General features: G+C 72.1%; 19 protein-coding genes. 13 read left to right on the top strand and 6 right to left on the bottom strand.

What is annotated here, in order from left to right; all coding sequences use genetic code 11:
• Positions 1-26 precede the first annotated feature (26 nt).
• Positions 27-698 (bottom strand): cysteine hydrolase family protein, encoded by a 672-nt coding sequence (locus tag BRM1_RS00720; protein WP_268527141.1) that lies wholly within the window; start codon positions 696-698, stop codon positions 27-29.
• Positions 699-784: 86 nt separating this feature from the next.
• Here BRM1_RS00720 and BRM1_RS00715 point away from each other — a divergent pair, with 86 nt between their 5' ends.
• The gene (locus BRM1_RS00715; RefSeq protein ID WP_268527139.1) at positions 785-1363 is read left to right on the top strand and encodes a MarR family winged helix-turn-helix transcriptional regulator; all 579 of its coding nucleotides are present in this window, start codon (positions 785-787) and stop codon (positions 1361-1363) included.
• Positions 1360-2988, top strand: coding sequence for an MFS transporter (locus BRM1_RS00710; RefSeq protein ID WP_268527137.1), 1629 nt, complete (start codon positions 1360-1362; stop codon positions 2986-2988). Before BRM1_RS00715 ends, BRM1_RS00710 begins: the two co-directional genes overlap by 4 nt.
• Positions 2989-3102: 114 nt before the next feature.
• Here the strand turns inward: BRM1_RS00710 and BRM1_RS00705 are convergent, their stop codons facing one another.
• Positions 3103-3912 (bottom strand): hypothetical protein, encoded by an 810-nt coding sequence (locus BRM1_RS00705; protein ID WP_268527134.1) that lies wholly within the window; start codon positions 3910-3912, stop codon positions 3103-3105.
• Between the two features lie 906 nt (positions 3913-4818).
• On the opposite strand from BRM1_RS00705, the gene BRM1_RS00700 reads away from it, so the two are divergent.
• The 11 genes from BRM1_RS00700 to BRM1_RS00650 all read left to right on the top strand — a co-directional run bounded on the left by BRM1_RS00700 (position 4819) and on the right by BRM1_RS00650 (position 21007).
• Positions 4819-7137 (top strand): HNH endonuclease signature motif containing protein, encoded by a 2319-nt coding sequence (locus BRM1_RS00700; RefSeq protein ID WP_268527131.1) that lies wholly within the window; start codon positions 4819-4821, stop codon positions 7135-7137.
• Positions 7138-7520: 383 nt separating this feature from the next.
• A complete protein-coding gene (locus BRM1_RS00695) occupies positions 7521-7961 on the top strand; it encodes a DUF2316 family protein (RefSeq protein ID WP_268527129.1) in 441 nt (146 codons plus the stop codon).
• 9 nt (positions 7962-7970) lie between these two features.
• The gene (locus tag BRM1_RS00690) at positions 7971-8858 is read left to right on the top strand and encodes a putative RNA methyltransferase (protein ID WP_268527126.1); all 888 of its coding nucleotides are present in this window, start codon (positions 7971-7973) and stop codon (positions 8856-8858) included.
• Between the two features lie 447 nt (positions 8859-9305).
• Positions 9306-11549 (top strand): integrin alpha, encoded by a 2244-nt coding sequence (locus BRM1_RS00685; RefSeq protein WP_268527124.1) that lies wholly within the window; start codon positions 9306-9308, stop codon positions 11547-11549.
• 5 nt (positions 11550-11554) lie between these two features.
• A complete protein-coding gene (locus tag BRM1_RS00680) occupies positions 11555-12886 on the top strand; it encodes a hypothetical protein (protein WP_268527122.1) in 1332 nt (443 codons plus the stop codon).
• 43 nt (positions 12887-12929) lie between these two features.
• The gene (locus BRM1_RS00675) at positions 12930-15347 is read left to right on the top strand and encodes an excinuclease ABC subunit UvrA (protein WP_268527119.1); all 2418 of its coding nucleotides are present in this window, start codon (positions 12930-12932) and stop codon (positions 15345-15347) included.
• Positions 15344-15829, top strand: coding sequence for a fluoride efflux transporter FluC (locus tag BRM1_RS00670; RefSeq protein WP_268527117.1), 486 nt, complete (start codon positions 15344-15346; stop codon positions 15827-15829). Before BRM1_RS00675 ends, BRM1_RS00670 begins: the two co-directional genes overlap by 4 nt.
• Positions 15826-16239, top strand: a complete 414-nt coding sequence (locus tag BRM1_RS00665; protein WP_268527114.1) for a fluoride efflux transporter FluC — start codon at positions 15826-15828, stop codon at positions 16237-16239. The genes BRM1_RS00670 and BRM1_RS00665 overlap by 4 nt, the downstream gene beginning before the upstream one ends.
• Positions 16240-16363: 124 nt before the next feature.
• Positions 16364-18487: a potassium transporter Kup gene (locus tag BRM1_RS00660; RefSeq protein ID WP_268527111.1), complete on the top strand. Its 2124-nt coding sequence runs from the start codon at positions 16364-16366 to the stop codon at positions 18485-18487.
• Positions 18488-18521: 34 nt separating this feature from the next.
• Positions 18522-19298, top strand: coding sequence for an NAD-dependent epimerase/dehydratase family protein (locus tag BRM1_RS00655; protein WP_160953240.1), 777 nt, complete (start codon positions 18522-18524; stop codon positions 19296-19298).
• 86 nt (positions 19299-19384) lie between these two features.
• Positions 19385-21007, top strand: a complete 1623-nt coding sequence (locus BRM1_RS00650; RefSeq protein ID WP_268527105.1) for a long-chain-fatty-acid--CoA ligase — start codon at positions 19385-19387, stop codon at positions 21005-21007.
• Here BRM1_RS00650 and BRM1_RS00645 read toward each other — a convergent pair.
• The 4 genes from BRM1_RS00645 to BRM1_RS00630 all read right to left on the bottom strand — a co-directional run bounded on the left by BRM1_RS00645 (position 20994) and on the right by BRM1_RS00630 (position 23068).
• Entirely contained in the window at positions 20994-21464 is a 471-nt protein-coding gene (locus BRM1_RS00645) for an SRPBCC family protein (protein WP_160953238.1), read from the bottom strand. The genes BRM1_RS00650 and BRM1_RS00645 overlap by 14 nt on opposite strands.
• 40 nt (positions 21465-21504) lie before the next feature.
• Positions 21505-22179 carry an NAD(P)H-binding protein gene (locus BRM1_RS00640; protein ID WP_160953237.1) on the bottom strand — a complete coding sequence of 225 codons (675 nt, stop codon included), beginning with the start codon at positions 22177-22179 and terminating at the stop codon, positions 21505-21507.
• A 93-nt stretch (positions 22180-22272) separates the two neighbouring features.
• Positions 22273-22518: a DUF2630 family protein gene (locus tag BRM1_RS00635; RefSeq protein WP_160953236.1), complete on the bottom strand. Its 246-nt coding sequence runs from the start codon at positions 22516-22518 to the stop codon at positions 22273-22275.
• A gap of 28 nt (positions 22519-22546) precedes the next feature.
• Positions 22547-23068, bottom strand: a complete 522-nt coding sequence (locus BRM1_RS00630; RefSeq protein WP_268527098.1) for an O-acetyl-ADP-ribose deacetylase — start codon at positions 23066-23068, stop codon at positions 22547-22549.
• Between the last annotated feature and the right edge of the window lie 13 nt (positions 23069-23081).

Below are 23081 nucleotides of genomic sequence, written 5' to 3'. Positions count from 1 at the left end.
CCATACGGCTCCCGTGCTCCCCGAGCCTATGCCAGCCCGTTGCCCGCGCCGGCGAGCGCGGCGGTCCACTCGGCCACGGTGGCGACGTCGGCCTGGCGCGGGAAGACGGAATCCATGAGCACCTCGTGCACCTCGGGGCTGCGGTCGGCGCAGGCATCGGAGAGCACGGTGAGCTCGAAGTCCATGTCCGCGGCCATCCGCACGGTGGTGAGGACCACTCCGGCCGTGGCGACTCCGCCGAGCACGAGGCGGCGGGCGCCGGAGGCCCGCAGCAGCACCTCGAGGTCGGAGCCGGCGAACGCGCCGATCCGCTTCTTCGTCACGAGCGGCTCGTCGTCCCGGCGCTCCAGCTCGGCGGCGAGCTCGGTGCCGGGGTTGCCGATGAGGAGCCGGTCGCCCGCCTGGGCGGCGAGCGCCTGGAAGCCCGCATTGGAGGCGCTGAGCTCTGGGAAGCCGGGGCGGAACGCCGCGCGCACGAAGACGACGGGGATACCGTGGGCGCGGGCCGCGCGCGCAGCCCGCGCGGCGGCGGTGAGCGCGGTGGCCGTCTCGAAGCCGGCCAGGATGCCCTGCTGGTAGTCCATGAGCAGGAGCGCCGTTGCGGTGGGCTCCGCGGCGCGGGCCGCGGCGGGGGCTGCAGCGCGGGTCGAGGCGTCTGTGGAGGCACGAGAGGACGAATCCGTGTGTGTCGGCGTCATACCCACATTCGATCACGCTCAATTGTTCAGATCAACCTGTTCAGTCTGGCCTGTACATCTGCCCACGGGCTCCCTAGGGTGGGCACATGGCCTCCTCTTCCGCACGCTCAGCCGAGCACGTGCCCGCTCCTTCCCCCGGCGACCCGAACGAACCCCGGCCCAGTGGCCCGCTCGCCGCGCGCGCGGCCCACGAGACCCGCGTCGCCCTGCGCCGCATGCTCCACGCCCTGCGCGCCGTGGACGACGACAACGAGCTGAGCCCCACCGAGGCATCGGCGCTGGCCCGGATCGCGAAGAACGAGGCGGCAACCGCCTCGGGCCTGGCCGCCGTCGAGGGCGTGCGCCCGCAGTCCATGGCGGCCGTGCTCGCCAAGCTCGAGTCGCGCGGGCTCATCCACCGCTCCCCCGACCCCACGGACGGCCGCCGCCAGCTCGTCACGCTGGCCGAGCCGGGCCGTGCAGTCCACGAGGGCAACCGATCCGCACGCGAGGAGTGGCTGAGCGCCGCAATCGCCGGCGAGTGCACGCAGGCCGAGGCGCGCACCCTCCTGGCCGCCGCGCAGATCGTCAGCCGCCTCGCCGCCCCGCGCCGGGTTCCCGAGCAGCGGCCTTCCGGGGAGCGGGCTTCTGGGGAGCGGCTTCCCGAACAGCGGCGGGCCCGGTGACGAGGCGCGACGCGGCCGGCGCCGGTCGAGGCGCGGGCCCGGCGCGCACCTCGGGACCGGCGCGCACCTCGGGCACCGCCCGCGCCTCGGGAGCGGCCTTCGACCGGCGCCTGCTGGGGCCGATGATCCTGGGGGCGATCCTCAACCCGATCAACTCCTCGATCATCGCGGTGGCCCTCGTGCCGATCGGGGCGGCGTTCGGGGCACCGGCCTCGCAGACGGCGTGGCTCGTGTCCGCGCTGTACGTGACCACCGCGATCGGCCAGCCGCTCACGGGCCGCCTCGTCGACCTGTTCGACCCCCGCCGGGTGTACCTCGTCGGCACCTCGCTGACGGGGGTGGCCGGGGTGATCGGCGCGCTGGCACCGGGCATCGGGGTGCTCATCCTGGCGCGCGTCATCCTGGGCCTGGGCACGTGCGCGGGCTACCCGGTGACCATGCACCTCATCCGCCATGAGGCCAAGCGCACCGGCCGGGCCAGCCCCGCCGGGGTCCTCACTGCCGTCGCCGTGGCCACGCAGACGGTCTCCGTGCTGGGGCCCACGCTGGGCGGGCTCCTCATCGACCTGGGCGACTGGCGGCTGACGTTCGCGCTCAACATCCCCCTGGCCCTGGCGTGTCTGGTGTTGGGCTGGCTCTACCTGCCCCGTGAGACGCTGGCCGGCGAGGGCTGTGCCGACTCGGGCGGCACCGAGGCGGATGCAGCCGGGGCGGGTGGCACCGAGGCGGGCAGCGCGGGGGCAGGCGCTGCCGGGATAGACAGAACCGGAGCAGTCAGTACCGGAGCAGTCAGCGCCGGGGCAGGCACTGCCCGGGCAGGCGGGGCCCGCAGCACAGGCGGCAGCCTCCTCGTGCGGTTGGATCCACTGGGCGTCGCGCTGTTCTCCGCGGCGCTCATCGCGCTCATGTTCTTCCTCATGGCTCTCGATGCCGCCCACCTGTGGCTGCTGGGCACCGCCGCGGCGGCGGCAGCGCTGTTCGCCTGGCGCGAGCTGCGGGCCGCGCAGCCGTTCATCGACGTGCGGGTCTTCGCCTCGAGCGCACCGCTGCTCGTCACGTATGTGCGGATGACGCTGACGGCCACCGTCTCCTACTGCTTCGTCTACGGCTTCACGCAGTGGCTCGAGGAGGGCCGCGGGCTCAGCCCCACCCTCGCCGGCCTCATGCTCCTGCCGACGTTCGCCACCGGCATCGTGGGATCCGCATTGTGGGGCCGCAAGCCGGGCGTCCGGGCAAAGCTGCTCGTGGGCGCGCTCGCCCAGGCGGCTGGCAGCGCGCTGCTGTTCGCCGTGGAGCCGGGCGCGGCGATCTGGCTCATCGTTGCGGTGGCGCTCGTCTTCGGTGTGCCGCAGGGCATCCTCAACCTCGCGGTGCAGAACACGCTGTACTACCAGGCGCGCGACGAGTTCATCGGCGCGGCCTCCGGCCTGCTGCGCACGTTCATGTACGTGGGCGCGATCGCGGCCTCCGCGGCCACGGGCCTCGTCTACGCTGCCGAGGTGGGCACCGGCGGCCTGCACCGTCTCGCCGTGCTCATGGTGGCGGCATCCGCCCTGCAGGTCGTCATCACCCTCGCCGACCGCTCGCTCCTCGCGACCGACCGTCAGGCAGTGAATGGGGGGTGAGCGGGCTCGGACCGCTGCCCGGCAAGGCAGCGGGACTCCTTTGTTTTTGTGCCTGTGTAGCACGGCCGGGCCGAGGCGAGCGCCCCATGGCGCCGCCTCGGCCCTGCCGCCCGGTCAGCGAGTGACGCGCACCGTCGTGGCGGCACTCATCTTCGCGCCGCCGATCACGGTCACTCGAACGGTCGCACGGTAGGTGCCCGCGTGCGCCTTCTTCAGCGCACCCGTCTTCTTCGCCACCCACACGGCCTTGCCGTTGCGACCGACCCTGACCTTCTTCACCAGGGTTCGCTTGCCATTGCGCAACGTGAACGTGGCCATGGTGCGCGGCTCACCGCCGATCGCCGTCAAGCGGTCACCCTTCTTGGCGAGAGTGCGCACCGAAACCCGATGGCGGGCTGCAACAAGATTGGGGTGCACGGTGAAGTAGGTCGGGGAGTCCTCGAGCCCACCATCCCAGGTCCCGTACATGAGCTCGTGGCGCCCGGCCTCAAAGCGCTTCGCGTCCAACCAGCCATTGTGGGCGCGCAGCCGGCCGGTCGCGTTTCCATGGCGATCCGCTCGCAGCTTCTTGCTCACCGACACTGCACCATCCCAACCGTCCAGCCACGAGGCGAAGGCGATCTTCTGCCCCGGGCGGAAATGAGACCCACGCACTACTACGCCGCGCTTGGTCGCACTCGAAACGGTGATGTGCTTGCTCACCACGGTCAGCTTCGGGCGGGCCGAGCGCTTGGCGGCCTGCGCATGCGCTGCTGCCGGCGCCTGGGCCGTGGTGGAGTGGGAGCCCACCGCAGCGGCACGGGCGATTGCGGCCGGCTGGGACTGGGGTGCAGCGCCGACAGACGCCTGCACCGGCTGCACACCGGTGAGTGCCAGAGCGAGGGCCGCGCCGGCGGAAACAGGCAGCAGGAAGAGCTTCTTCATGAAGGGTCCTTGAGAGAGGAGGGGAGTCATCGTCGCTGCCGCAGTGGAGAGCGGAAACGACGAGGGGTTCCGTAGCGAGGAATGTGGGGAGCCCCTCATTCCTTCGCGATCATACTACGTTTTTCGGCAGGAAAATCCCACAGGCGCACACGGAGTGGAGCACCCGCCAATCGCTCCGCGAACCCCCGCCGGCGACGCCCCCATCACCCCGCACGCAACCGCAACCCGCCTCGTCCCGCAGGTCGGCACGACGGTCACCACGACGCCTCGCGACTCGCGGTTCGCAGCGGGCACCATTCCGCCCTGGCGCGCAGGTTTGCGAGGCAGCTCTCGTGCCCCCGGTGACGAGCGGTTCACCCTGCGGCACAGGCCTGCGAGGCGCCCGCCCCACCTCCCACGCGACCCGCGGCCCACCCTGCCATGCAGGCCTGCAAGGCGACTCGAACAACTCCCCGCGACGAGCGGTTCACAGTGCCATGCGGCTTAGTGAGGCGCCTGTCGCGATTCCCCCGCGACTCGCAAATCGCGGTTCGCATTGACTTACAGTTCGCAGCGACTCGCAGTTGGTAGTGACTCGCAGTTCGCTTCTATTCACAGGTCGCTTCTATTCGCAGGTCGGCTCGCAGCACTGACCGACACGGCAGCTGTCACCGCTCACCCTGGTTTGCGGCCCCCCTGGGTTTGCGGCCCCCTGGGGTTGCGGGTGCCTGGCCTCGACATTCACCGCGCTGGGGAACGCGCCTTGCAGCGCAACCCGCCGAAAGACGCGGGCTGCCATGCAGCCCATGCCTTCGCGCCGCACCCCCCCACCTTCACGCCGCACCGACCACCGTGGAGAACAGGCCACTGGCGCACCTGTGGCCACGAGTCCACCGAGCCCTGCGCAACGAAGCTTCGGGAAAACTCTTGCGCGAGGCCTTGCGTTCGATTATTGTTCGTATATACGAGAGCGAGACCCTCAACGAGGAGGTGATGGCAGTGCAAGCGAATCCCGAGACTGCAGACCGGCGACTGTCGCCACCCGATCCCGGGTTACCCGACGCCTCGCCCGCGTTCACGGGTGGGGGTTGCGATGGCGCCGCCACTCGCCCGAATGGCGGCGCCCCTCCCCCGGAGGAGTCATTCCGATTCGCCCTCGGCTCGGGCATTCGCTCATCGCTGCACGATTCCGAACGTGCGGCAGACGCAGCGTCGCGTGCCCGCTTCGCCGCAATCTGCGCATTCCTCATCACCGCCCACCCCGGCCCCACGCCTGCCCACACCTGCCCCTGTGGCACTTCTGACGCACACCCCTCCCCCTGCGCGGATCTGGAAGGCTATGTGCGCGCGATCCCGGAGGCGATCTGGATTGCCCTCGCCCTCGAGCTCGACGTCTCGATCTTCCGCGCCAAGCGCCAGGGGGCACTCGCACTCTGCGCAATCCACGGCATGCCGGACACATTGCGCGAGACTATGGCGTCTCACCTGCGCTTCGGACGACTCGAGTTCGCCGCATCACTCGGCGTCAAACTCGACGAGGAGCGGCGCGCGACGTTCGACCATGCCGTCAGCCGAATCGACCCGGGCCTCGAATGGAAGCGCTATCGGCGCGCCGTCTCGGAGATCTACTTGGCGCTCCTGCCTCCGCGGGAGGACGGGACCGCGCGGCGCGATCGCGGCGTCAGCTGCTGGAACAACCACGACGGCACGGGCTGCCTGCAGTTCCGGGGGCCGCTGAGCACCATCGTGGCGGCCGACCGCAGACTCACTGCATGGTCGAAGGGCGTCATCCGCGCGGAGACGGCGCTCTTCAACGCCGTCGAGGCGCACGATCGCCTCGCGCCCGGTGATCGGCTTGCCGATGCGAGGCTCTACGACGAGCTCCGCTTCGACATCGGTCTGCTGGGCGTTCCCGAGGTCCCCCTCACCGTCGCGCACGCAGATGGCTCTGAAGAGCTCATCACGCTGACGATGCCCACGGAAACGGCGTGGCTGCGGAAGCAGGCAGGGGTGGCCGTCACCATTCCGCTGCTGAGTCTGCTGGGGGAAAGCGACCTTCCAGCGCGGCTCGACGGCGACTCTCCGCTGTCTGCGGCCGAGGCGCGTCGCATAGCATCCTGTGCCCCCTCGATGCGGCGCATCCTCACCGATCCCATCACCGGACGGGTAGCCGAAGCCGTCGCGCGTTCCTACCCGATCCCCATGTCTTTGCGCACCACACTCATCCAGGAATGGGTGTGGTGCACAGTCCCCGGCTGCAGTCGGATGGCGCGCAGCTGCGACATGGATCATGTCGCACCGTTCGACCATGAGAATCCGGTCCGCGGAGGGCCCACCCAGCTCGACAACCTGCATCCGCTCTGCCGGCGCCATCACCGCCTCAAGACCGAAGGAGCGCTGGGGGTGGAGCGCCGGGGCGACTCCTTCGTCTGGACGTTCCCCTCCGCTGCCGCAGCTGTCCTGCGCCCACCGGGTTCGGAGGCGGACATCGTGCACGCCGATCAGCTCCGCGCCCTCCTGTGCCTGTGGGACCGCACTGACACCGATGCGGCGGCGGCAGACGATTCGGCAACGGAGAGCTGGGCGGCAGCGCGCACTGCGGCGGCAGAGGCACACGATCCGACGGAGCATGACGGGTCGGCGGTGAACCGGATGAGCGGCCCCGGTCCTCACGGTGAACAGAACACCGCTAAGTCCACACCCCGCCCGTCCAACGTCCCCGCGGCCCGAGCAGCCGCTCGCACCGCGGTCTTGCGCGCCGCCGTGCCCGCCCTCATTGCTTCGGGCAATCCTGCTGGTCCCACTGCACCGAGCGCTCCTATGGACACCACTACCCCGGGGGCGAATTCCAGCGTTGCCGCCCAAGACACTCGCTCCATTGCCCCTGCACTGGGCAACGCTTTTCCCAGCATTGCCCAGGGTTTCGTTTCCTGGAACGCCACCCCGGCCACTGCTTCCAGCTCCGCCACCGCGGGCGCTCACCCCATTCCCACCGTCCCTGAAACTTTCTCCACCTCCAACGTGGCGGGTGCTCGCTCCGCTCCCTCAACGTTCGCTGCCGATTCCGCGCTCACCGCCCCAGGCGCCGCTCATCCACCACCTGCACCGGGCCCTGCTCCCACACCTCGCGCAACGAGCCCAGCACCCACGCCTCACACGCCGGGTACCGCGCCCATAGGCCCGAGTCGGCGTCCGCATCGCCGCCCCCGAGCCATCACCCACCCGTTTGCGGCACCTCCGCCGTGACGCCCACTCCCCCACGGTTCCCCACGCACGGTTCCCCACGCACGCGATGCTGACCGCGCTTGAGGACCCGTCGCGCAGAGACGACGCAAGCGGGCGCGCGGCAACGCATCGGCAGCACAGCACGGCCGACAAGGCCCACCGCGTAGAATCGGTCGCCATGGTGGAAAGCGCCGATGACCGAGCGATGCCGGGCAAAACGGAATGCTGGGCGAGGATTTGCGCGAGCTTGTTGTTCTGCGCAGACCGGGCTGTCACGCGCACATGACCGCCAACGTAAGCAGACATGACCGCGCACGTCAGCGCCGGCCCCAGCGGCGCCGAGTGCCCGCCATCGCCGTACGACTGCCACCTGCCACTGCCCCCGCACGACCGGAGATGCCCCGATGTCACTGAACGCCCGCCAACGCCAGCAGACGGCTTGGGAACTCCGTACCAACCTCGCGGCCACGGGGCTTTCCACCAAGCAGATCAGCGACCGCGCTGGCCTGAGTGAGGCGCGCGTCAACGCCGCTCTCGCTGTGGACGATGCCGATCCGCTCGACGTCTGGCGGCTGCGCGATGCCATCGCGGGCGCGTTAGGCGAAACGGGAGCCTCCCCGAACGGCGGGGCCAGTCCGGACAGTGGGGCCGCCCCGCACAGCGGTGCCGTCCCGTTCAGCGGTGCCGTCCCGTTCAGCGGTGCCGTCCCGTTCAGCGGTGCCGTCCCGTTCAGCGGTGCCGTCCCGTTCAGCGGTGCCGTCCCGTTCAGCGGTGCCGTCCCGTTCAGCGTGCTGTCCGACGACAAGCGCGCCGCCGCCCGCGCCTGGTTCGGCTACGAGGGCTGATCCACCGCCATGGCCGTCCCCCGTTCGCTTCCCGCCGTCCTGTCGGCACTTCGCTGTCCTCTGTGCGGGCGCGAGCTGGCACTCTCCGGCAGCGCACTGCGCTGCCCGCAGCGGGACACCTTCAACATCGCACGCCAGGGCTACCTCAGCCTCCTCGCCGATGCGAAGGCCCGCAGCGGCGATGACGACGCGATGATGATCGCCCGCGACCGCTTCCTCGGCTCGGGTGCATACGCCCCGCTGCGCGATGCCATCGTGCAAGCGGCGCTGGGCGAATCGGGAGGCCCGCAGACGCACAGGGCCGATGGTGCGCACATCGTCGACGCCGGCAGCGGCAGCGGCTACTACCTGGCAGGCGTTCTCGCGGCAAACGAGGGAGCCGAGACCGCGGGCTGGGGATTCGGCTTCGACTCCGCTGTGCGCGGCGCCCGCCTCACGGCCAAGTGCCACCCGCGTGCGGTGGCAGCGACGTGGGACGCCTTCCGACCCTTCCCGCTCGCCGATCGGTGCGCCGACATCGTCCTCGACATCTTCTCCCCGCGGAACCCGTCCGAGTTCGCCCGCGTCCTGGCACCGGGCGGTCGGCTGGTCGTGGCGCATCCGCGCGCAGACCACCTCGCCGAGCTGCGGGCCGCGGTGCCGGACATGGTCGGCATCGATCCCGAAAAGGAGCGCCGCCTGCACGCGGCGCTCGATCCGCTCTTCACCGAGGACCACCGGCAGGAGCTCGCCTTCGAGGTCGCGCTCACGCCGGACCGAGCCGCTGATCTGATCGGAATGACCCCCTCGGCCCGGCACGTGTCCGCAGCAGACCGCTCCGAGCGCCTGGCCGCCGAGGGGGCACTGCCCGCAGCCGTGACCGCGGCCGTGACCGTCAGCCGGTGGGAGCCCCGCTAGCAGTGCGCGAGGCGGAGCGGTTCAGCGGCGTGTCACCGCACGCCCGGTCGCCGCTCTGCCCCCGTGCCCGATCTCTCGGGTGCACGGGCCCTGGGCCCCGAACCGAGGTGGGCAGCTGGGTGCGGTGAGTTCGTGACCCATGACACCCACCCGCACCGCACTCGTCCGGCCGGGACTCCGCGATGGGAAACCACTGAGACTGTCTCACAATGCAAGATTTTGGCCCGCGGACCCCAGGTGCCAATTAGCCCCAAAAATCCGCACAGAACCGCGGTTTCAACCCGCCCGACCTGGGGTTATAGTGCGAAAACCGCAGCGGTTTGTCTCATGATCTGCTCAGCGACCTCCAGCAAGTACACAGCATAGGCTGGCCTACAGAGCGCCGCGCTTCCCCCGCTCCCGCGGCCGCGAACAGGCCCGCACCCGGGCCCCAGAAGAAGGCTCTCCATGACACAGGCACCACCCCCCGTCCCGCCTCAGCACTCGCCGCAGCCGCCGAACCCGCAGCAGAGCTCCCAGTCGACCGGACGGCTGCGCGCCGCGGCCCGCGGCCCCCTGGCCCTCGCCGCGGGTGCCGCCGCCCTGGCCGCCGTGGCCGCCGGCACCGGCATCGTCGGCCTGACCGGACCGGCCTCGGCCGCCGAGGCCACGGCCGACCCCGACCACACGTGGACCGGCACGATCCGCGGAGCCACCGGCGCGTCCGTCTCGCAGCGCTCGTGCGACTTCACCGGCGACGGCAAGCAGGACATCGTGACGAGCAGCTGGATGTGGGACCGCGGCCAGTACGGCAGCATCGGCGCCACCTACGTCATCCCGAACGGCACGAAGTCCGCCGACCTCGACGATCCGAACTCCGGCATCATCCGCATCGAGGGACCACAGGAGGAGGACACGCTCACCGGCTTCAACGTCAGCTGCGCCGGCGACGTCAACAACGACGGCTACGACGACGTCCTCATCTCCGAATACGTCAACAACCGCGGCTACGTCGTCTACGGCTCCGATGACCGCTCCACCGTCTCCCTGCCCTACCTGGGTGAGCGCGGCTTCGTCCTCCAGGGCGACAACGAAGACAACGACCGGACGGGCTACCAGCTCACCGGCGTGGGCGACGTCAACGGCGACGGCTTCGACGATGTCGCTGTCATCGCCCTCACCGCCGAGAAGCGCGCCGGGCGCGCCACGATCGTCGCCGGCGCGGACGACATCGCGACCGTCGACCTCACCGGCGATGACCGCATTCTCGGTCGCATCAACGGTGGCGGCCCCACGCAGGGCATCTCCGCGATCGCACCTGCCGGAGACGTCAACGGCGACGGCGCACAGGACTACATCCTGGGCGGCTACGTCGCCGTGCCCGACGGCTACGACAAGGACGAGCGGAAGGCCCACGGCATGGCCTGGGCCGTCTTCGGCAAGGAGGACGGCAAGCTGGGCACCGTCGACCTGGGCAAGGGCTTCGACGGCTTCACCGTCAACGGCCCGGCGCGCGGGCGCGATCGCCTCGGCATGTCCGTGGCCGGTGCCGGCGACATCGACGGCGACGGCAAGGACGACGTCCTCATCGGCGCGGACAACGTGGCCGCCGTCGTCGACGGCGAGCTGAAGTACAGCCGCGCCGGCGGTGCGGCCGTGGTGCGCGGGTCCGCCAGCACCGCGACCGTCTACACCGACCCGGATGCCGACGTCCCCGCGGCGACGCCCAGCGCCTCCACCAGCTCCGCGGCATCCGCCGCCGAGGCGCGGGCCGGCTCGGTCACCGCCTCGCCCGCAGTCTGCGAGACCGGGAGCGCCACCCCAACAGCACCGACGACATCGCCGAGCACCGCGCCCGCCTCCGTCTTCACCGCCTCCGGCCCGTCGGCGGAGGCGGGCGAGCGCACGGACCGCGGCTGGTGGATCACCGGGGACACGAACGGCGGCCACGCGGGCTACGCCGTGGCCGCACGGCCCGCCAGCGCGCAGACCTCCGGCACCCTGGCGATCGGCGCGTGGGCCCAGGACACCGCGTGGGCGCTCGACACCCGGGCGCTCACACAGCCCGTCGTGCACATCGCCGAGGTCAACTCCGCGCTCGTCACCCGCGTCTCCGATGCGGATTCGAGCTCCCGGCTGGGCCGTGGCGTCGGCTTCGTCGACTCCTTCGACGGCACCTCTGGCCCGCAGCTCGTCGTCGGGGCAGACCACGCCACCGGCACCACCCCCGGCTACGCCACTCTCGCCCCGGCACCCGCACCCGGCACCGTCAGCCCCAAACCCCGTGCGAGCACACCGGTCCCGGATCCGTGCACCACGACCACGGAGCCCGCCCCGGAGGACTCGGACACCGCAGGGCCCACCGACTCCGCTGCTCCGACTGACTCCGCGAACCCCAGTGAGTCTGCTGGTCCGAGTGCATCCGCCAGCCCCTCGCAGTCGGCCTCGGGCGGGCCAGCAGATCCCAGCAGCCCGAGCAACCCGGGTGGCCCTGACGATCCCGGACCCTCAGACAATCCCGGACACCCGGGCAGCCCCGGCGACAACAACCCGAGCGACAACGACCCGGGCAACGGCAACACCAACAACGGCAACGGCCCCCTGCCCCGCACGGGTGCGCAGCTCGCGGGCATGCTCGCGGCCGCGGCGGCCCTCATCGCAGGCGGCGTCGCCGTCATCATCGGCGCCACGCGCAGGAGGAACGAGAAGTGAACCGCATGACATCGCGCAACCGCTCACGGCGCACGGCAGCAGCCGCGGCGCTCGCGCTGGCCCTGGCGGGTCTGACCGCGCCGGCCTCGGCGAGCACGGGCCACACCCACCCCGCCACCACAGCCACCAGCACTCCCAGCGCAACCGCGGCGACCACGAGTGCACCCGCCGGCGAGCACCCCACCTCGCCCCACGCGGGCTCCTGGAAGCCCACGCAGTACGACACGTGCTCGGCGCAGCTCCACGACTCCTACCAGGTCATCGCGCCCGACGGCATGAAGTACGAGGGCTGGCACCCCAGCAGCGTGACCGACCCGGCCACGGGGGAACGCTGCACCTTCGGCCACGAGCACGGAGACGACCCGAAGACCTCGAAGATCTACCAGTGGGTCATCGGCAAGCTCGGCGGCGAGACGAACGGCATCCCCTTCGGCTACGCGGCCGCCCAGACTGACCTCGCAGCCGGCGGGGTGCTCCCCCACCGGCACGAGGACGACCCCGGCCAGAAGGTCATCGTGCGCAACGACGTCAAGCAGCTGCGCGCCGACCGCACGGGATGCGCGAAGGGCGCCGACGGCAAGCCGATCGTGTGCAGCTACCTCATGAAGATGCACCAGGGCTCGCACTCATCGGATGCGCTGAAGAACAACGCCCACGAGCTCCTCTACGCCGCGCGCTGCTCCGACGGCACCGAGCTCATGGTCGACACCCTCGCCCTCTTCGGCCAGCCCAATCAGTTCCAGGAGAACTGCTCGGACACGATCGTGAAGACCACCGGCTCCCAGCTGCCGGCCTCGAAGGCCGGCAAGCGTCTCATCCCGAACACGGACTGCGTGCAGAAGTACGTGCAGTCCGGCCCCAAGGCCTCCTCCGACGTGTGGGGCGTCTACGAGAACTGGCAGGCGGAGAGCACCATCACCGGGCCCGATGGGAAGGCGAAGGCGAGCTTCGACCCGTGGTTCGGCGTGCGCAACCCCTCCCAGGTCGGCAGCGGCTCGGACGGCGTGCCCACGGCCAGCCTCTACACCTCGGCGACCAAGGCCTACCCGTGGTCGACGATGGACGGGCCGCTCGAGCAGCAGGACCCCGCGAGCCCCTTCAACGGCGCCCAGCGCGATGTCTACGTCCACAACACGACCGTGGCCAACGCGGGCGGGCTCACCACGTGGTACACGGACGCCTACGGCAACAATGCGAGCGACAAGCCGTTCGCCGGCTCGGTCAAGCAGTACGTCTCCGCCACCTCGAACACCGGGCTGCCGGAGCTCGAGCGGCGCGCCTACGGCTTCTCCACCGACTACGGCCCCAAGGGCTCGGGGGTGCACGCGCCCAACTGACGCACACCGCGGGCGGCCCCGGCGCCCCCGCTACCATGGCCCCATGCACCCCGCCGATTCCCATGACGCCATCACGGTGTCCGGGGCCCGGGTGAACAACCTCGACTCCGTGAGCCTGTCGCTGCCCAAGCGCAGGCTCACGGTCGTCACGGGGGTCTCCGGCTCCGGCAAGAGCTCGCTGGTCTTCGGCACGATCGCGGCCGAATCGCAGCGGCTCATCAACGAGACCTACAGCGCGTTCCTGCAGGGGCTCATGCCCAATCTCGACCGCCCGGACGTCGACGCGCTGGGCGGGCTCACCACCGCCATCGCGGTCGACCAGGAGCCCATGGCCGCCAACCCCCGCTCCACCGTGGGCACGGCCACGGACGCGCTGGCCTACCTGCGCGTGCTCTACTCCCGCCTGGCAGAGCCCCACATCGGTGGGCCCGGCGCCTACTCGTTCAACGTCGCCTCGGTCAGCGCCTCGGGCGCCATGACCGTCAAGCGCGGGGAGGCCCCGCGGGCCACGAAGACGACGTACAACCGCACCGGCGGCATGTGCCCGCGCTGCGAGGGCATGGGCTCGGTGACCGACCTCGACCTCGCGGAGCTCTTCGACGAGACCCGCTCGCTCAACGACGGCGCACTCACCGTCCCCGGCTACACCGCGGGCGGCTGGAACCACCGCCTCTACGCCGAATCGGGTCTCGTCGACCCGGACCGCCCCATCCGCGACTACACGGACCGCCAGCGCCACGACCTCCTGTACAAGGAGGCCACGCGGATGAAGATCGCGGGCATCAACATGACCTACGAGGGCCTCATCCCCCGCCTGCGCGGCTCCATGCTCGCCAAGGACCGGGCGGCCATGCAGCCCCACATCCGCGCGTTCGTCGACCGCGCGGTCACCTACCGCACCTGCCCGGACTGCGCCGGCACGCGCCTGGCCGAGTCGGCCCGCACCTCGCTCATCGCCGGGCGCAGCATCGGCGACCTCGCGGCCATGCAGCTGACCGACCTGGCCGACTGGATCGCCGCGCTCGACGCGCCGCAGGCCGCCCCCCTGCTGGCCGCACTCGGCGAGCTGCTCACGGCGTTCCGCGAGATCGGGCTGGGTTACCTCTCCCTCGACCGCCCCACCGCGACGCTCTCCGGCGGCGAGGCCCAGCGCACGAAGATGGTCCGCCACCTGGGCTCGGCCCTCACCGATGTCACGTACGTCTTCGACGAGCCCACCGCGGGCCTGCACCCGGCCGACATCGAGGCGCTGGGTGCCCTGCTGCTGCGCCTGCGCGACCACGGCAGCACCGTGCTCGTCGTCGAGCACCGGCCGGAGATCATCGCCGCCGCGGACCACTGCGTCGAGCTGGGGCCCGGCGCCGGGCCGGACGGCGGCCGGATCTGCTTCGAGGGCACCCCCGAACGGCTCGCGGCCTCGGACACCCCCACCGGGCGCAGCCTCCACACCGCAGTCCGGCTCAAGGACCGGGTCCGGGCACCGCAGGGCGCCATCGAGGTGCGCGGCGCTCGCGCGCACAACCTCGCCGACGTCGACGTCGACCTCCCCCTGGGCGCGCTCGTCGCCGTCACCGGCGTCGCGGGCTCCGGCAAGAGCTCGCTCATCGCCGAGGCGCTCGCCGGGCCCGCCCGCGGGCGCGCCGAACTGCTCGACCAGAGCCCCCTCACGGGCTCGCGGCGGTCCAATCCCGCCACGTACACGGGCCTGCTCGAGCCCCTGCGCAAGGCGTTCGCCAAGGCCAACGGCGTGAAGGCCGCGCTCTTCAGCGCCAATTCCGAGGGCGCCTGCCCCGTGTGCGGGGGCGCCGGGGTCGTCGTCACGGACCTCGCGCTCATGTCCCAGGTGGCCACCGTCTGCGAGGAGTGCGAGGGGCTGCGCTACCGGCCCGAGGTCCTCGCCTACGAGCTGGGCGGCCTCAGCATCGCCCAGGTGCTCGCGCTGCCCGCCGCCGAGGCGCTGGCCTGGGCCCGCGACCTCGCACCGGGGGTGCCGGCCGCTGTGCGCATCCTCGAGCGCCTCGTCCGGGTGGGGCTGGGCTACGTGCGGGTGGGCCAGCCGCTGAACTCCCTGTCCGGCGGCGAGCGCCAGCGCCTCAGGCTCGCCGTCCAGCTGGCCTCCGACGCCGCCGTCCTCATCCTCGACGAGCCCACGAGCGGGCTCCACCTGGCCGATATCGGGGGCCTGCTCGCCCTCCTCCACGACCTCGTCGACGCGGGCCGCTCCGTCATCGTCGTCGAGCACCACCAGGCCGTCATCGCCCACGCGGACTGGGTCATCGACCTGGGCCCCGGCGCCGGGGCCGCCGGCGGCCGGGTGGTCTTCGCGGGCACCCCGGCCGAGCTCGCCGCCGTGGGAGCCGGAGCGCAGGCCGCGCCGACGGCCCGGCACCTGGCGCGGGCCCTCGCCGGTGACCAGTGGGGCGGCGGGCAGTGGGGCGACGGGCAGTGGGGCGCGCCGTGAGCGGGTCCGTGCGCCCACCCCACCTGCGGCTGCGCTTCCTCGCGCTTGTCTTCGCGGGGGGCGCTGCTGGCACCGCGCTGCGCGCCGGGCTCACCCTGGCCGTGCCCCACCTGGGCCGCGTCCCGCTCGCGATCCTCACCGCCAACCTCGTGGGCGCCTTCGCGCTCGGCTGGCTGCTCGAGGCGCTGGCGCTGCGCGGCCCCGACGAGGGGTCCCGCCGCGCGGCGCGCCTGGGGCTGGGCACCGGCCTCATCGGCAGCTTCACCACCTACAGCGCCCTGAGCGCAGACACCGCGGCCCTGTTGGGCGCTGCCAGCCCCGCCGAGGTGCTCGCGGGCCTGGCCTACGGCCTCGGCAGCGTCCTGGCCGGCCTCGCGGCCGCGTTCGCGGGCATCGCCTGCGCCGCCGCCCTGCACCGCCGCCGCACCGACGCCACGGAACGAACAGGGGGCGCCGGCGGCCCGGGCGGGGGGCAGCCGTGACCACCCTGCTGTTCGCGCTCACCGCGCTGGCGGGCGGCTGCGGGGCGGTGGCGCGCTTCGCCCTCGACGGTGCGATCCGCGCCCGCCTGACGAGCGAGGGCCGCTCGCGGCTGGCTGGCGCGCTGCCCTGGGGCACCGTCCTCATCAACGTGTCCGGCTCATTCGCCCTGGGCGCGCTCGCGGGCCTCGCCGCCTCCGGCGCGGCCGCCGCGTGGCACGCACCCGCGCTCACGGCCGTGCTGGGCACAGGCTTCCTGGGCGGCTTCACGACGTTCTCCACCGCGTGCGTCGAGACGGTGCGCCTCCTGCAGGAGGGGCGCTGGCGCGCGAGCGCCGCGAACGGCCTGGGCGTCCTGGTGGCGGGCACGGCCGCGGCGGCGGCGGGCCTGTCCCTGGGCACCGCACTCTGAGCGCCGCGCTCCGAACACCGCGCTCTGGACGCCGCCGCCGCGCGGGCGAGCACCACAGGTCCCGCGGACCCCCATCGACGCCCGCAATTGAAAATGGCCCCCCGCGGTGACATGATCACGCATCGTGAGTACTGATTCGGGCACCGACCCGATGGATGCCTCGGGAGCGAACACCGCCCCCGCCGAACCGGCGGCGGCCGACCAGCCGCCCGCACCGGACCCAGCGCAGGCGACCCCGGCGGCCCAGGCGGCACAGGCCCCGCCCACGGAGACCTCGGCGGCAGGCGCAGCACAGGCCCCGCCCGCCCGCGCGGGCTGCAGCACCGCCGGCCTCGACGCCGTGGGCGCTCCGGAGGACCACCCCCGGCACACCTCGCCGCTCCTCGTCCTCATCATCGGGGCCATGGGCGTGGTCTTCGGCGACATCGGCACGTCCCCGCTGTACTCGCTGCAGACGGTCTTCAGCGTCCACCACAACTCCGTCGACCCCAGCGAGCAGGACGTCCTGGGCGTCATCTCGATGGTGCTGTGGTGCATCATGCTCATCGTCTCGTTCACCTACGTGGGCCTCATCCTGCGCGCCGACAACCAGGGCGAGGGCGGCATCCTCTCGCTGGCCGCGCTCATCGGCCGCAAGCTCGGCAAGCGCTCGAGCCGGGCCTCCGCGGCGCTCATCCTCGCCGTCATCGGCGCCTCCCTGTTCTACGGCGACTCGCTCATCACCCCCGCGATCTCCGTCATGAGCTCGATCGAGGGCCTCGAGGTGGCCAACCCCGCCTTCGCCGAGTACGTCGTCCCGGCCGCCATCGTCGTCCTCACCGCGCTCTTCGCCGTCCAGCGCTGGGGCACCGGGTTCATCGGCCGGGCGTTCGGGCCCATCATGATCGCCTGGTTCGTCGTCATCGCGGCACTCGGCGTGCCCCAGATCGTGGCCAACCCCTCGATCCTGCGCGCGGTCTCGCCCACGTACGCGCTCGCCTTCGCCATCGACCGCCCGTTCGTCGCGTTCATCGCGATCGGCGCGGTGGTGCTCTCCGTCACCGGCGTCGAGGCGCTGTACGCGGACATGGGCCACTTCGGCCGCCGCCCCATCATGCTCGCCTGGTTCTGCCTCATCTGCCCGGCGCTGCTGCTCAACTACTTCGGCCAGGGGGCCATGATCCTGCGGCACCCGGATGCGATCGACAACCCGTTCTTCCACCTCGCCCCGGACTGGGCGCGCATCCCGCTCGTGGTGCTGGCCACGTGCGCCACCGTCATCGCCTCCCAGGCGGTCATCTCCGGGGCCTTCTCCGTCTCCCGCCAGGCCACCCGGCTCTCCCTGCTCCCGCGCCTCAAGGTCATCCAGACCTCCAGGCGCGAGGGCGGGCAGATCTACATGCCCGCCGTCAACGCGGGCCTGTTCCTGGGCGTCCTCGCACTCATCCTGTCGTTCAAGTCCTCGGAGGCCCTTGCCTCGGCCTACGGCCTGTCCGTCACCGGCACGCTCATCCTCGAGCTCTCGCTCTTCCTGCTGCTCGCGCAGGCGGTGTGGAAGTGGAACCTCGCCGCCGTCATCGCGGTGGGCGCCGTGATCGGCGGGGTCGAGCTCTCCCTCTTCGCGGCCAACGTCGTCAAGGTGGCCTCCGGCGGCTGGCTGCCCCTGCTCATCGCCAGCGTCATCATCGTCGTCATGACCACCTGGCTGCGCGGCTCGCGGATCATGTTCGGCCGCCGTGCGGACATGGAGGGGCCCATCGACGACTTCGTCGAGGAGGTCCACGAGCGCGGCATCTCCCGCGTCCCGGGCGTCGCGGTCTACCCGCACGGCGATCCGACGACCGCGCCGCTGGCCCTGCGCCGCAACGTGGAGTTCAACCACGTCCTCCACGAGCACGTCGTCATCCTCACGATCAAGCACCTGGGCGTGCCGCACGTGCGCCGCGAGAGCCGCGTCGTCATCACCGACCTGGGCCGGCCCGGCGACGGCATCGTCCACGTGTACTACCGGGTGGGCTTCAACGACTCCCAGGACGTCCCCCGCGCCCTGCGACAGGCGGTGGGCCGCAGCGCCGAGCTCGACTTCGACGCCTCGGATGCGCGCTACGTGCTCTCCGTCTTCCGCATCGAGCCGGGCGAGGACACGTGCATGCCGCGCTGGCAGAAGTTCCTCTTCCGGGTCCTGGAGAAGGCCTCGACGAACCGGACCCAGGCGCTGCACCTGCCGGGTTCGCGCACGATCGTCATGGGAGCCTCCGCAGAACTCTGAGCGCGCAGCCCGCCCCGGGTGCCACAATGGGGCGATGACCGCTGCGAAGACCGTCCTCATCACCGGCGCCACGGGCGGCGTGGGCTCCGTGCTCGCCGCGGCCCTCGACGCGGACTACCGCGTCATCCGCCACGCGCACTCACACCAGGAGGGCCGCGAGGACCTGCGGGTGGCCGACCTGGCCGACCTCGAGGCGCTGTGCAGGATCATGGACGGCGTCGACGCCGTCGTCCACCTCGCCGGTGCCGCCTCCCCGGAGTCCGAGTGGGAGGCCGTGCTCGACGCGAACATCGTGGGCTCGCGCAACGTCTTCGAAGCCGCCCGGCGCTCCGGTGTGCCGCGGATCGTCTACGCCTCGTCCAATCACGCGATGGGGATGTACGACCGGTTCGAGCAGTGGCCGGTCTACGCCAGCCAGGTGCCGCGCGGCGATTCGCTCTACGGCGTCTCGAAGATCTTCGGCGAGGCGCTCGGGCGGTACTACCACGACGCCTACGGGCTCGAGTTCATCGCGCTGCGGATCGGCTGGATGTCGGAGAACCCGCTGGCCACCGACGTGGACGTGCTGCGCGCCATGTGGCTCTCGCCCGCGGACATGGTGCGCGTCTTCCGCGCAGCCCTCGAGGCGGATGCGTCGTGCGGTGCGTTCTACGCGATCTCCGACAACCCGAATCGGCGCTGGGACATGACCGACACGATGCTCGAGCTGGGCTACCGCCCGCAGGACTCGTGGACGGACCTGCCGGGCGCCTCGGAGCACGTGGTCCTTGGCGGTGCCGATGCCCCCGAGGATTGGCCCAAGGGCTCCTGACCGGGCCGGCGCACAGCCGGCCGCACGATCCCGGCGATACAGCACTCCCAGCAGCACAGCACTCCCAGCAGAGCAAAGGAGCTCGCATGGTCGCCTCCCCCGCCCCGACCCACGACCCCGCCGAGGCAGGCCTCGCGGCCGACGGCACGATTCCCGCCGCCCTGCGCCGCGGGCACTGGATGAACCTCCTGCGCCTCCACGCCGCGGTGGAACCGGATGGCGTGGCCGTGCGGTTCGAGGGCGCGGACACGACCTGGAGCGGCCTGGCGGCGGCGATGGAGGCAGGAGCGGCCGCGCTGAGCAGGCGCGGGGTGGGCCCCGGCGACCGCGTCCTCCTGCTCGGGCTCAACCGGCCGGAGTACGTGGAGGCGCTGCTGGCCATCCACGCGCTCGGGGCCATCGCGGTGCCCATCAACGTGCGCCTCGCGCCGCCGGAGATCGCCTACATCGTCGACGATGCGGATGCGGACCTGCTGCTGGCCGATGCCGTCTTCGCGCCCGCCGTCGACGCGGTGCGCGGGCTCACCGGCCGGCTGCGCGAGGTCGTGTGGCTCGACGCCGCGCCGGAGGCGGCGGCCGGCGGAGGCGAGGACGCCGCGTGGCCCGCCCTCGTCGCCCAGGGCACCGAGGGATTCGCCGCGCCGGACGTGGCCGAGGACGCCACCGCGCTCATCATGTACACCTCGGGCACCACCGGCCGCCCCAAGGGCGCGATGCTCGACCACCTCAACATGCTCGCCCAGGTGCGCACCTCGCAGCTGACCTCCGAGCCGCCGAGCGCCGACGATGTCATGTACCTCTCCGCGCCGCTGTTCCACATCGCCGGGACCGCGAACCTCATCGCGGCGATCGTCAACCGCGTGCGGGTGGTCCTCCACCCGCTGGGCACGTTCGACCCCGTCGCGGTGGTCGAGGCGTACGAGCGGGAGGGTGCGACGACCGCGTTCAACGTGCCGCAGCAGTGGCAGGCGATCTGCGCCGTGCCCGGCGTGCGCGAGCGCCGCCTGCGGCTGCGCACCATCAGCTGGGGCGCCGCACCCGCCTCCCCCACCCTGCTGCGGCTCATGGCCGAGACGTTTCCCCAGGCGCTCATCGTCGCGGCCTTCGGGCAGACGGAGATGTCGCCGGTGACCTGCGTGCTGCGCGGGGAGGAGGCGCTCGAGCGGATCGGCTCGGTGGGCCGGCCCATCCCGTGGATCGCCGCGCGCGTGGTGGATCCCGCGATGGAGGACGTGGCGCCGGGCGAGGTGGGCGAGATCGTCTACCGCGGGCCCACGCTCATGCGCGGCTACTGGCGGCGCCCGGACGCAACAGCGGAGGCGTTCGCTGGGGGCTGGTTCCACTCCGGCGACCTCGTGCGCCAGGACGCCGACGGCTATGTCTGGGTCGTCGACCGGGTCAAGGACATGATCATCTCCGGTGGGGAGAACATCTACTGCACGGAGGTGGAGAACGAGCTCTTCGCCCACCCGGCCGTGCTCGAGGCCGCCGTCTGGGGCCGGCCCGATGAGCGCTGGGGCGAGGTGCCGGCGGCCGGCGTCGTGCTGCGCGAGGGGCACTCGCTGGGCATCGAGGAGCTGCGCGCCTGGCTCGAGGGGCGCCTGGCGCACTTCAAGATCCCCCGCGAGCTCCACATCGTCGACGCGCTGCCGCGCAACGCCTCCGGCAAGGTCCGCAAGGTGGAGCTGCGCGGCCTCACCGAGCGCTGAGCAGCCCGGCCAGTCCCCGCTGCCCGGCGGCCATCACCCGGCCGTGGGACAGCCGTGCCGCCGGCCGGGCCAGCGCCAGGAGGACCCGGTCGGACTCCACGTCCCAGCGCAGGTCGACGCGGGTCGCGCACACGGAGCCCGAGGCGGTGGCCGGCACCGCGCGCAGGCGCACCCGGGCGGTGCCGCTCAGGTCGCCGACGGCGCGCAGCACGGCCGCCTCCGGCGCTCGCACCGCGGAGGCGGTGAGCTCGAAGCGCAGGTCGGCGCCCAATGGGGTGCGCACGGTGAGCGCGGCCGTGCGGCCGAGGCCGCGGGCATCGCCCGCGGCCAGCGGCTGGGACACGGCGATGCCCGGCCACCACTGCGGCCAGGCGGCCAGGTCCGCGAGTGCCGCCCACACCTCGGCGGGGGCGGCGGCGAAGTGCCAGCGGGTGGAGAACCGGAAGCGGCTCAGCACTGCGTGCGGCGCACCGCGGCCTGGCGCTGCGCCCGGTGCCTCACTCGGCCAGCGCCTCGGCGATGGGCGTGTCTCCGTCGTAGAAGTTCACGGTCCGACGACTGGCGGCCCCCGAATCGAGGACGTAGGCGATGACGGCGGCGACGTTGTCGCGCGACGTCTCCTTCTTCACGTCCTGCTCCGGCTCGCCCTGGGCATCGGCCAGTGCGATCCGGCCGGTGCCGGGCTCGAGCGTGAGCATCCCCGGGCCCAGGATCGTGTAGTCGAGCTCGGTCTCCTTCAGGCGCGCGTCCGCGTCGTGCTTGGCCTTGGCGTAGGGGTAGAACGAGTCGTCCTCGCTCAGGGAGTCGACGTCGACGCCTGCTCGGGAGTAGGAGACGATGACGAACCGCTCGACGCCCGCGGCGCGTGCGGCGTCCATCGAGCGCACGGCGCCCTCGTAGTCGACGGCGTGGGTGCGCTCGGGCGACCCACCGCCGGCGCCCGCGGAGAAGACGACCGCGGCGGCGCCCGCGAAGGCGGCCTGCAGGTCCTCGACTGTGGCGGTCTCGATGTCGAGCACGACGGGGGTGGCCTGGGCCGCCTCGACATCGGCCGACTGCTCGGGCTTGCGGATGAGCGAGTCGACGCTCCAGCCGGCCTCGGCCAGCTTGGGCGCGCTCAGCAGCGCGATCTTGCCGTGTCCGCCGACGATGACGGCCTTCTTCTCAGCCATGGCAACCTCCTGTGCTCGCATCAATGGGCTGCCTGGCACAACACCGCTGGGCGCGCAGTATTCCGCGCGTGCGGCTGCGGGCGCTCGGGGCGCTCAGCTGCGGTAGTCCTCGACCTCGGCCGCCGAGCGCTCACGGGCCCCGTCCGGGTTCTCGCCGAACTCGCGGCGGGCCCGGCGCTGGCGCAGCAGGTCCCAGCAGCGGTCGAGCTGGACCTCGATGCCCTTGAGCTCGGAGGTCTCCTGCTCCGGCGAGAGCGTGCCGTCCTGCACCGCCTGGCGCAGCTCCTGCTCGCGCTCGACGAGTTCGTTGATGGTCGTCTGGATGTCCTTGTCAGCCATGGTGCAATCATCCCACACGCGCGGGCGGCTACGCGTCGAGCTGAGCCCGGAAGGCGGCCTCGGCGGAGGCGCCGAACGGCACGAAGACGACCTCGCGGACCGTGCCCTCCACCTGCGGCGCGGTGGCGCGGACGGTCTCCACGGCGATCCGCGCGGCGTCGTCCATCGGCCAGCCGTAGATGCCCGCGGAGATGGCGGGGAAGGCGATCGACTCCGCCCCCACCTCCGCGGCGGCCAACAGCGCATTGCGGTAGCAGTCGGCGAGGAGGTCTGAGCGGTCCTCCTTCTTGGCGAAGACCGGGCCCACCGTGTGGATGACCCAGCGGGCCGGCAGCTTCCCCGCCGTCGTGGCGACGGCCTGGCCGGTGGGCAGGCCGTCGGGGTAGGCGGTGGCGCGCAGCTCCTTGCAGGCGGCGAGGATCTCCGGGCCGCCGCGGCGGTGGATGGCGCCGTCCACGCCGCCGCCGCCCAGCAGCGTCGAGTTCGCGGCGTTGACGACCGCGTCCGTGTCGATCTGCGTGATGTCGCCTGGCTCGATGCGGATGTCCATCCGCTCACTGTAG

It is taken from the genome of Brevibacterium sp. BRM-1 (genome assembly GCF_026802075.1).
Classification (GTDB): Bacteria; Actinomycetota; Actinomycetes; order Actinomycetales; family Brevibacteriaceae; genus Brevibacterium; species Brevibacterium rongguiense.
The sequence above is the reverse complement of the archived record's forward strand: the minus strand, read 5'-3'. Positions and strand labels throughout refer to the sequence as shown.

Excerpts from the sequence above, each read along its gene's own strand:
- BRM1_RS00720 (WP_268527141.1), bottom strand. The coding sequence starts at position 698 with ATGACGCCGACACACACGGATTCGTCCTCTCGTGCCTCCACAGACGCC.
- BRM1_RS00715 (WP_268527139.1), top strand. The coding sequence starts at position 785 with ATGGCCTCCTCTTCCGCACGCTCAGCCGAGCACGTGCCCGCTCCTTCC.
- BRM1_RS00705 (WP_268527134.1), bottom strand. The coding sequence starts at position 3,912 with ATGAAGAAGCTCTTCCTGCTGCCTGTTTCCGCCGGCGCGGCCCTCGCT.
- BRM1_RS00695 (WP_268527129.1), top strand. The coding sequence starts at position 7,521 with ATGTCACTGAACGCCCGCCAACGCCAGCAGACGGCTTGGGAACTCCGT.
- BRM1_RS00690 (WP_268527126.1), top strand. The coding sequence starts at position 7,971 with ATGGCCGTCCCCCGTTCGCTTCCCGCCGTCCTGTCGGCACTTCGCTGT.
- BRM1_RS00685 (WP_268527124.1), top strand. The coding sequence starts at position 9,306 with ATGACACAGGCACCACCCCCCGTCCCGCCTCAGCACTCGCCGCAGCCG.
- BRM1_RS00680 (WP_268527122.1), top strand. The coding sequence starts at position 11,555 with ATGACATCGCGCAACCGCTCACGGCGCACGGCAGCAGCCGCGGCGCTC.
- BRM1_RS00675 (WP_268527119.1), top strand. The coding sequence starts at position 12,930 with ATGCACCCCGCCGATTCCCATGACGCCATCACGGTGTCCGGGGCCCGG.
- BRM1_RS00655 (WP_160953240.1), top strand. The coding sequence starts at position 18,522 with ATGACCGCTGCGAAGACCGTCCTCATCACCGGCGCCACGGGCGGCGTG.
- BRM1_RS00650 (WP_268527105.1), top strand. The coding sequence starts at position 19,385 with ATGGTCGCCTCCCCCGCCCCGACCCACGACCCCGCCGAGGCAGGCCTC.
- BRM1_RS00640 (WP_160953237.1), bottom strand. The coding sequence starts at position 22,179 with ATGGCTGAGAAGAAGGCCGTCATCGTCGGCGGACACGGCAAGATCGCG.
- BRM1_RS00635 (WP_160953236.1), bottom strand. The coding sequence starts at position 22,518 with ATGGCTGACAAGGACATCCAGACGACCATCAACGAACTCGTCGAGCGC.
- BRM1_RS00630 (WP_268527098.1), bottom strand. The coding sequence starts at position 23,068 with ATGGACATCCGCATCGAGCCAGGCGACATCACGCAGATCGACACGGAC.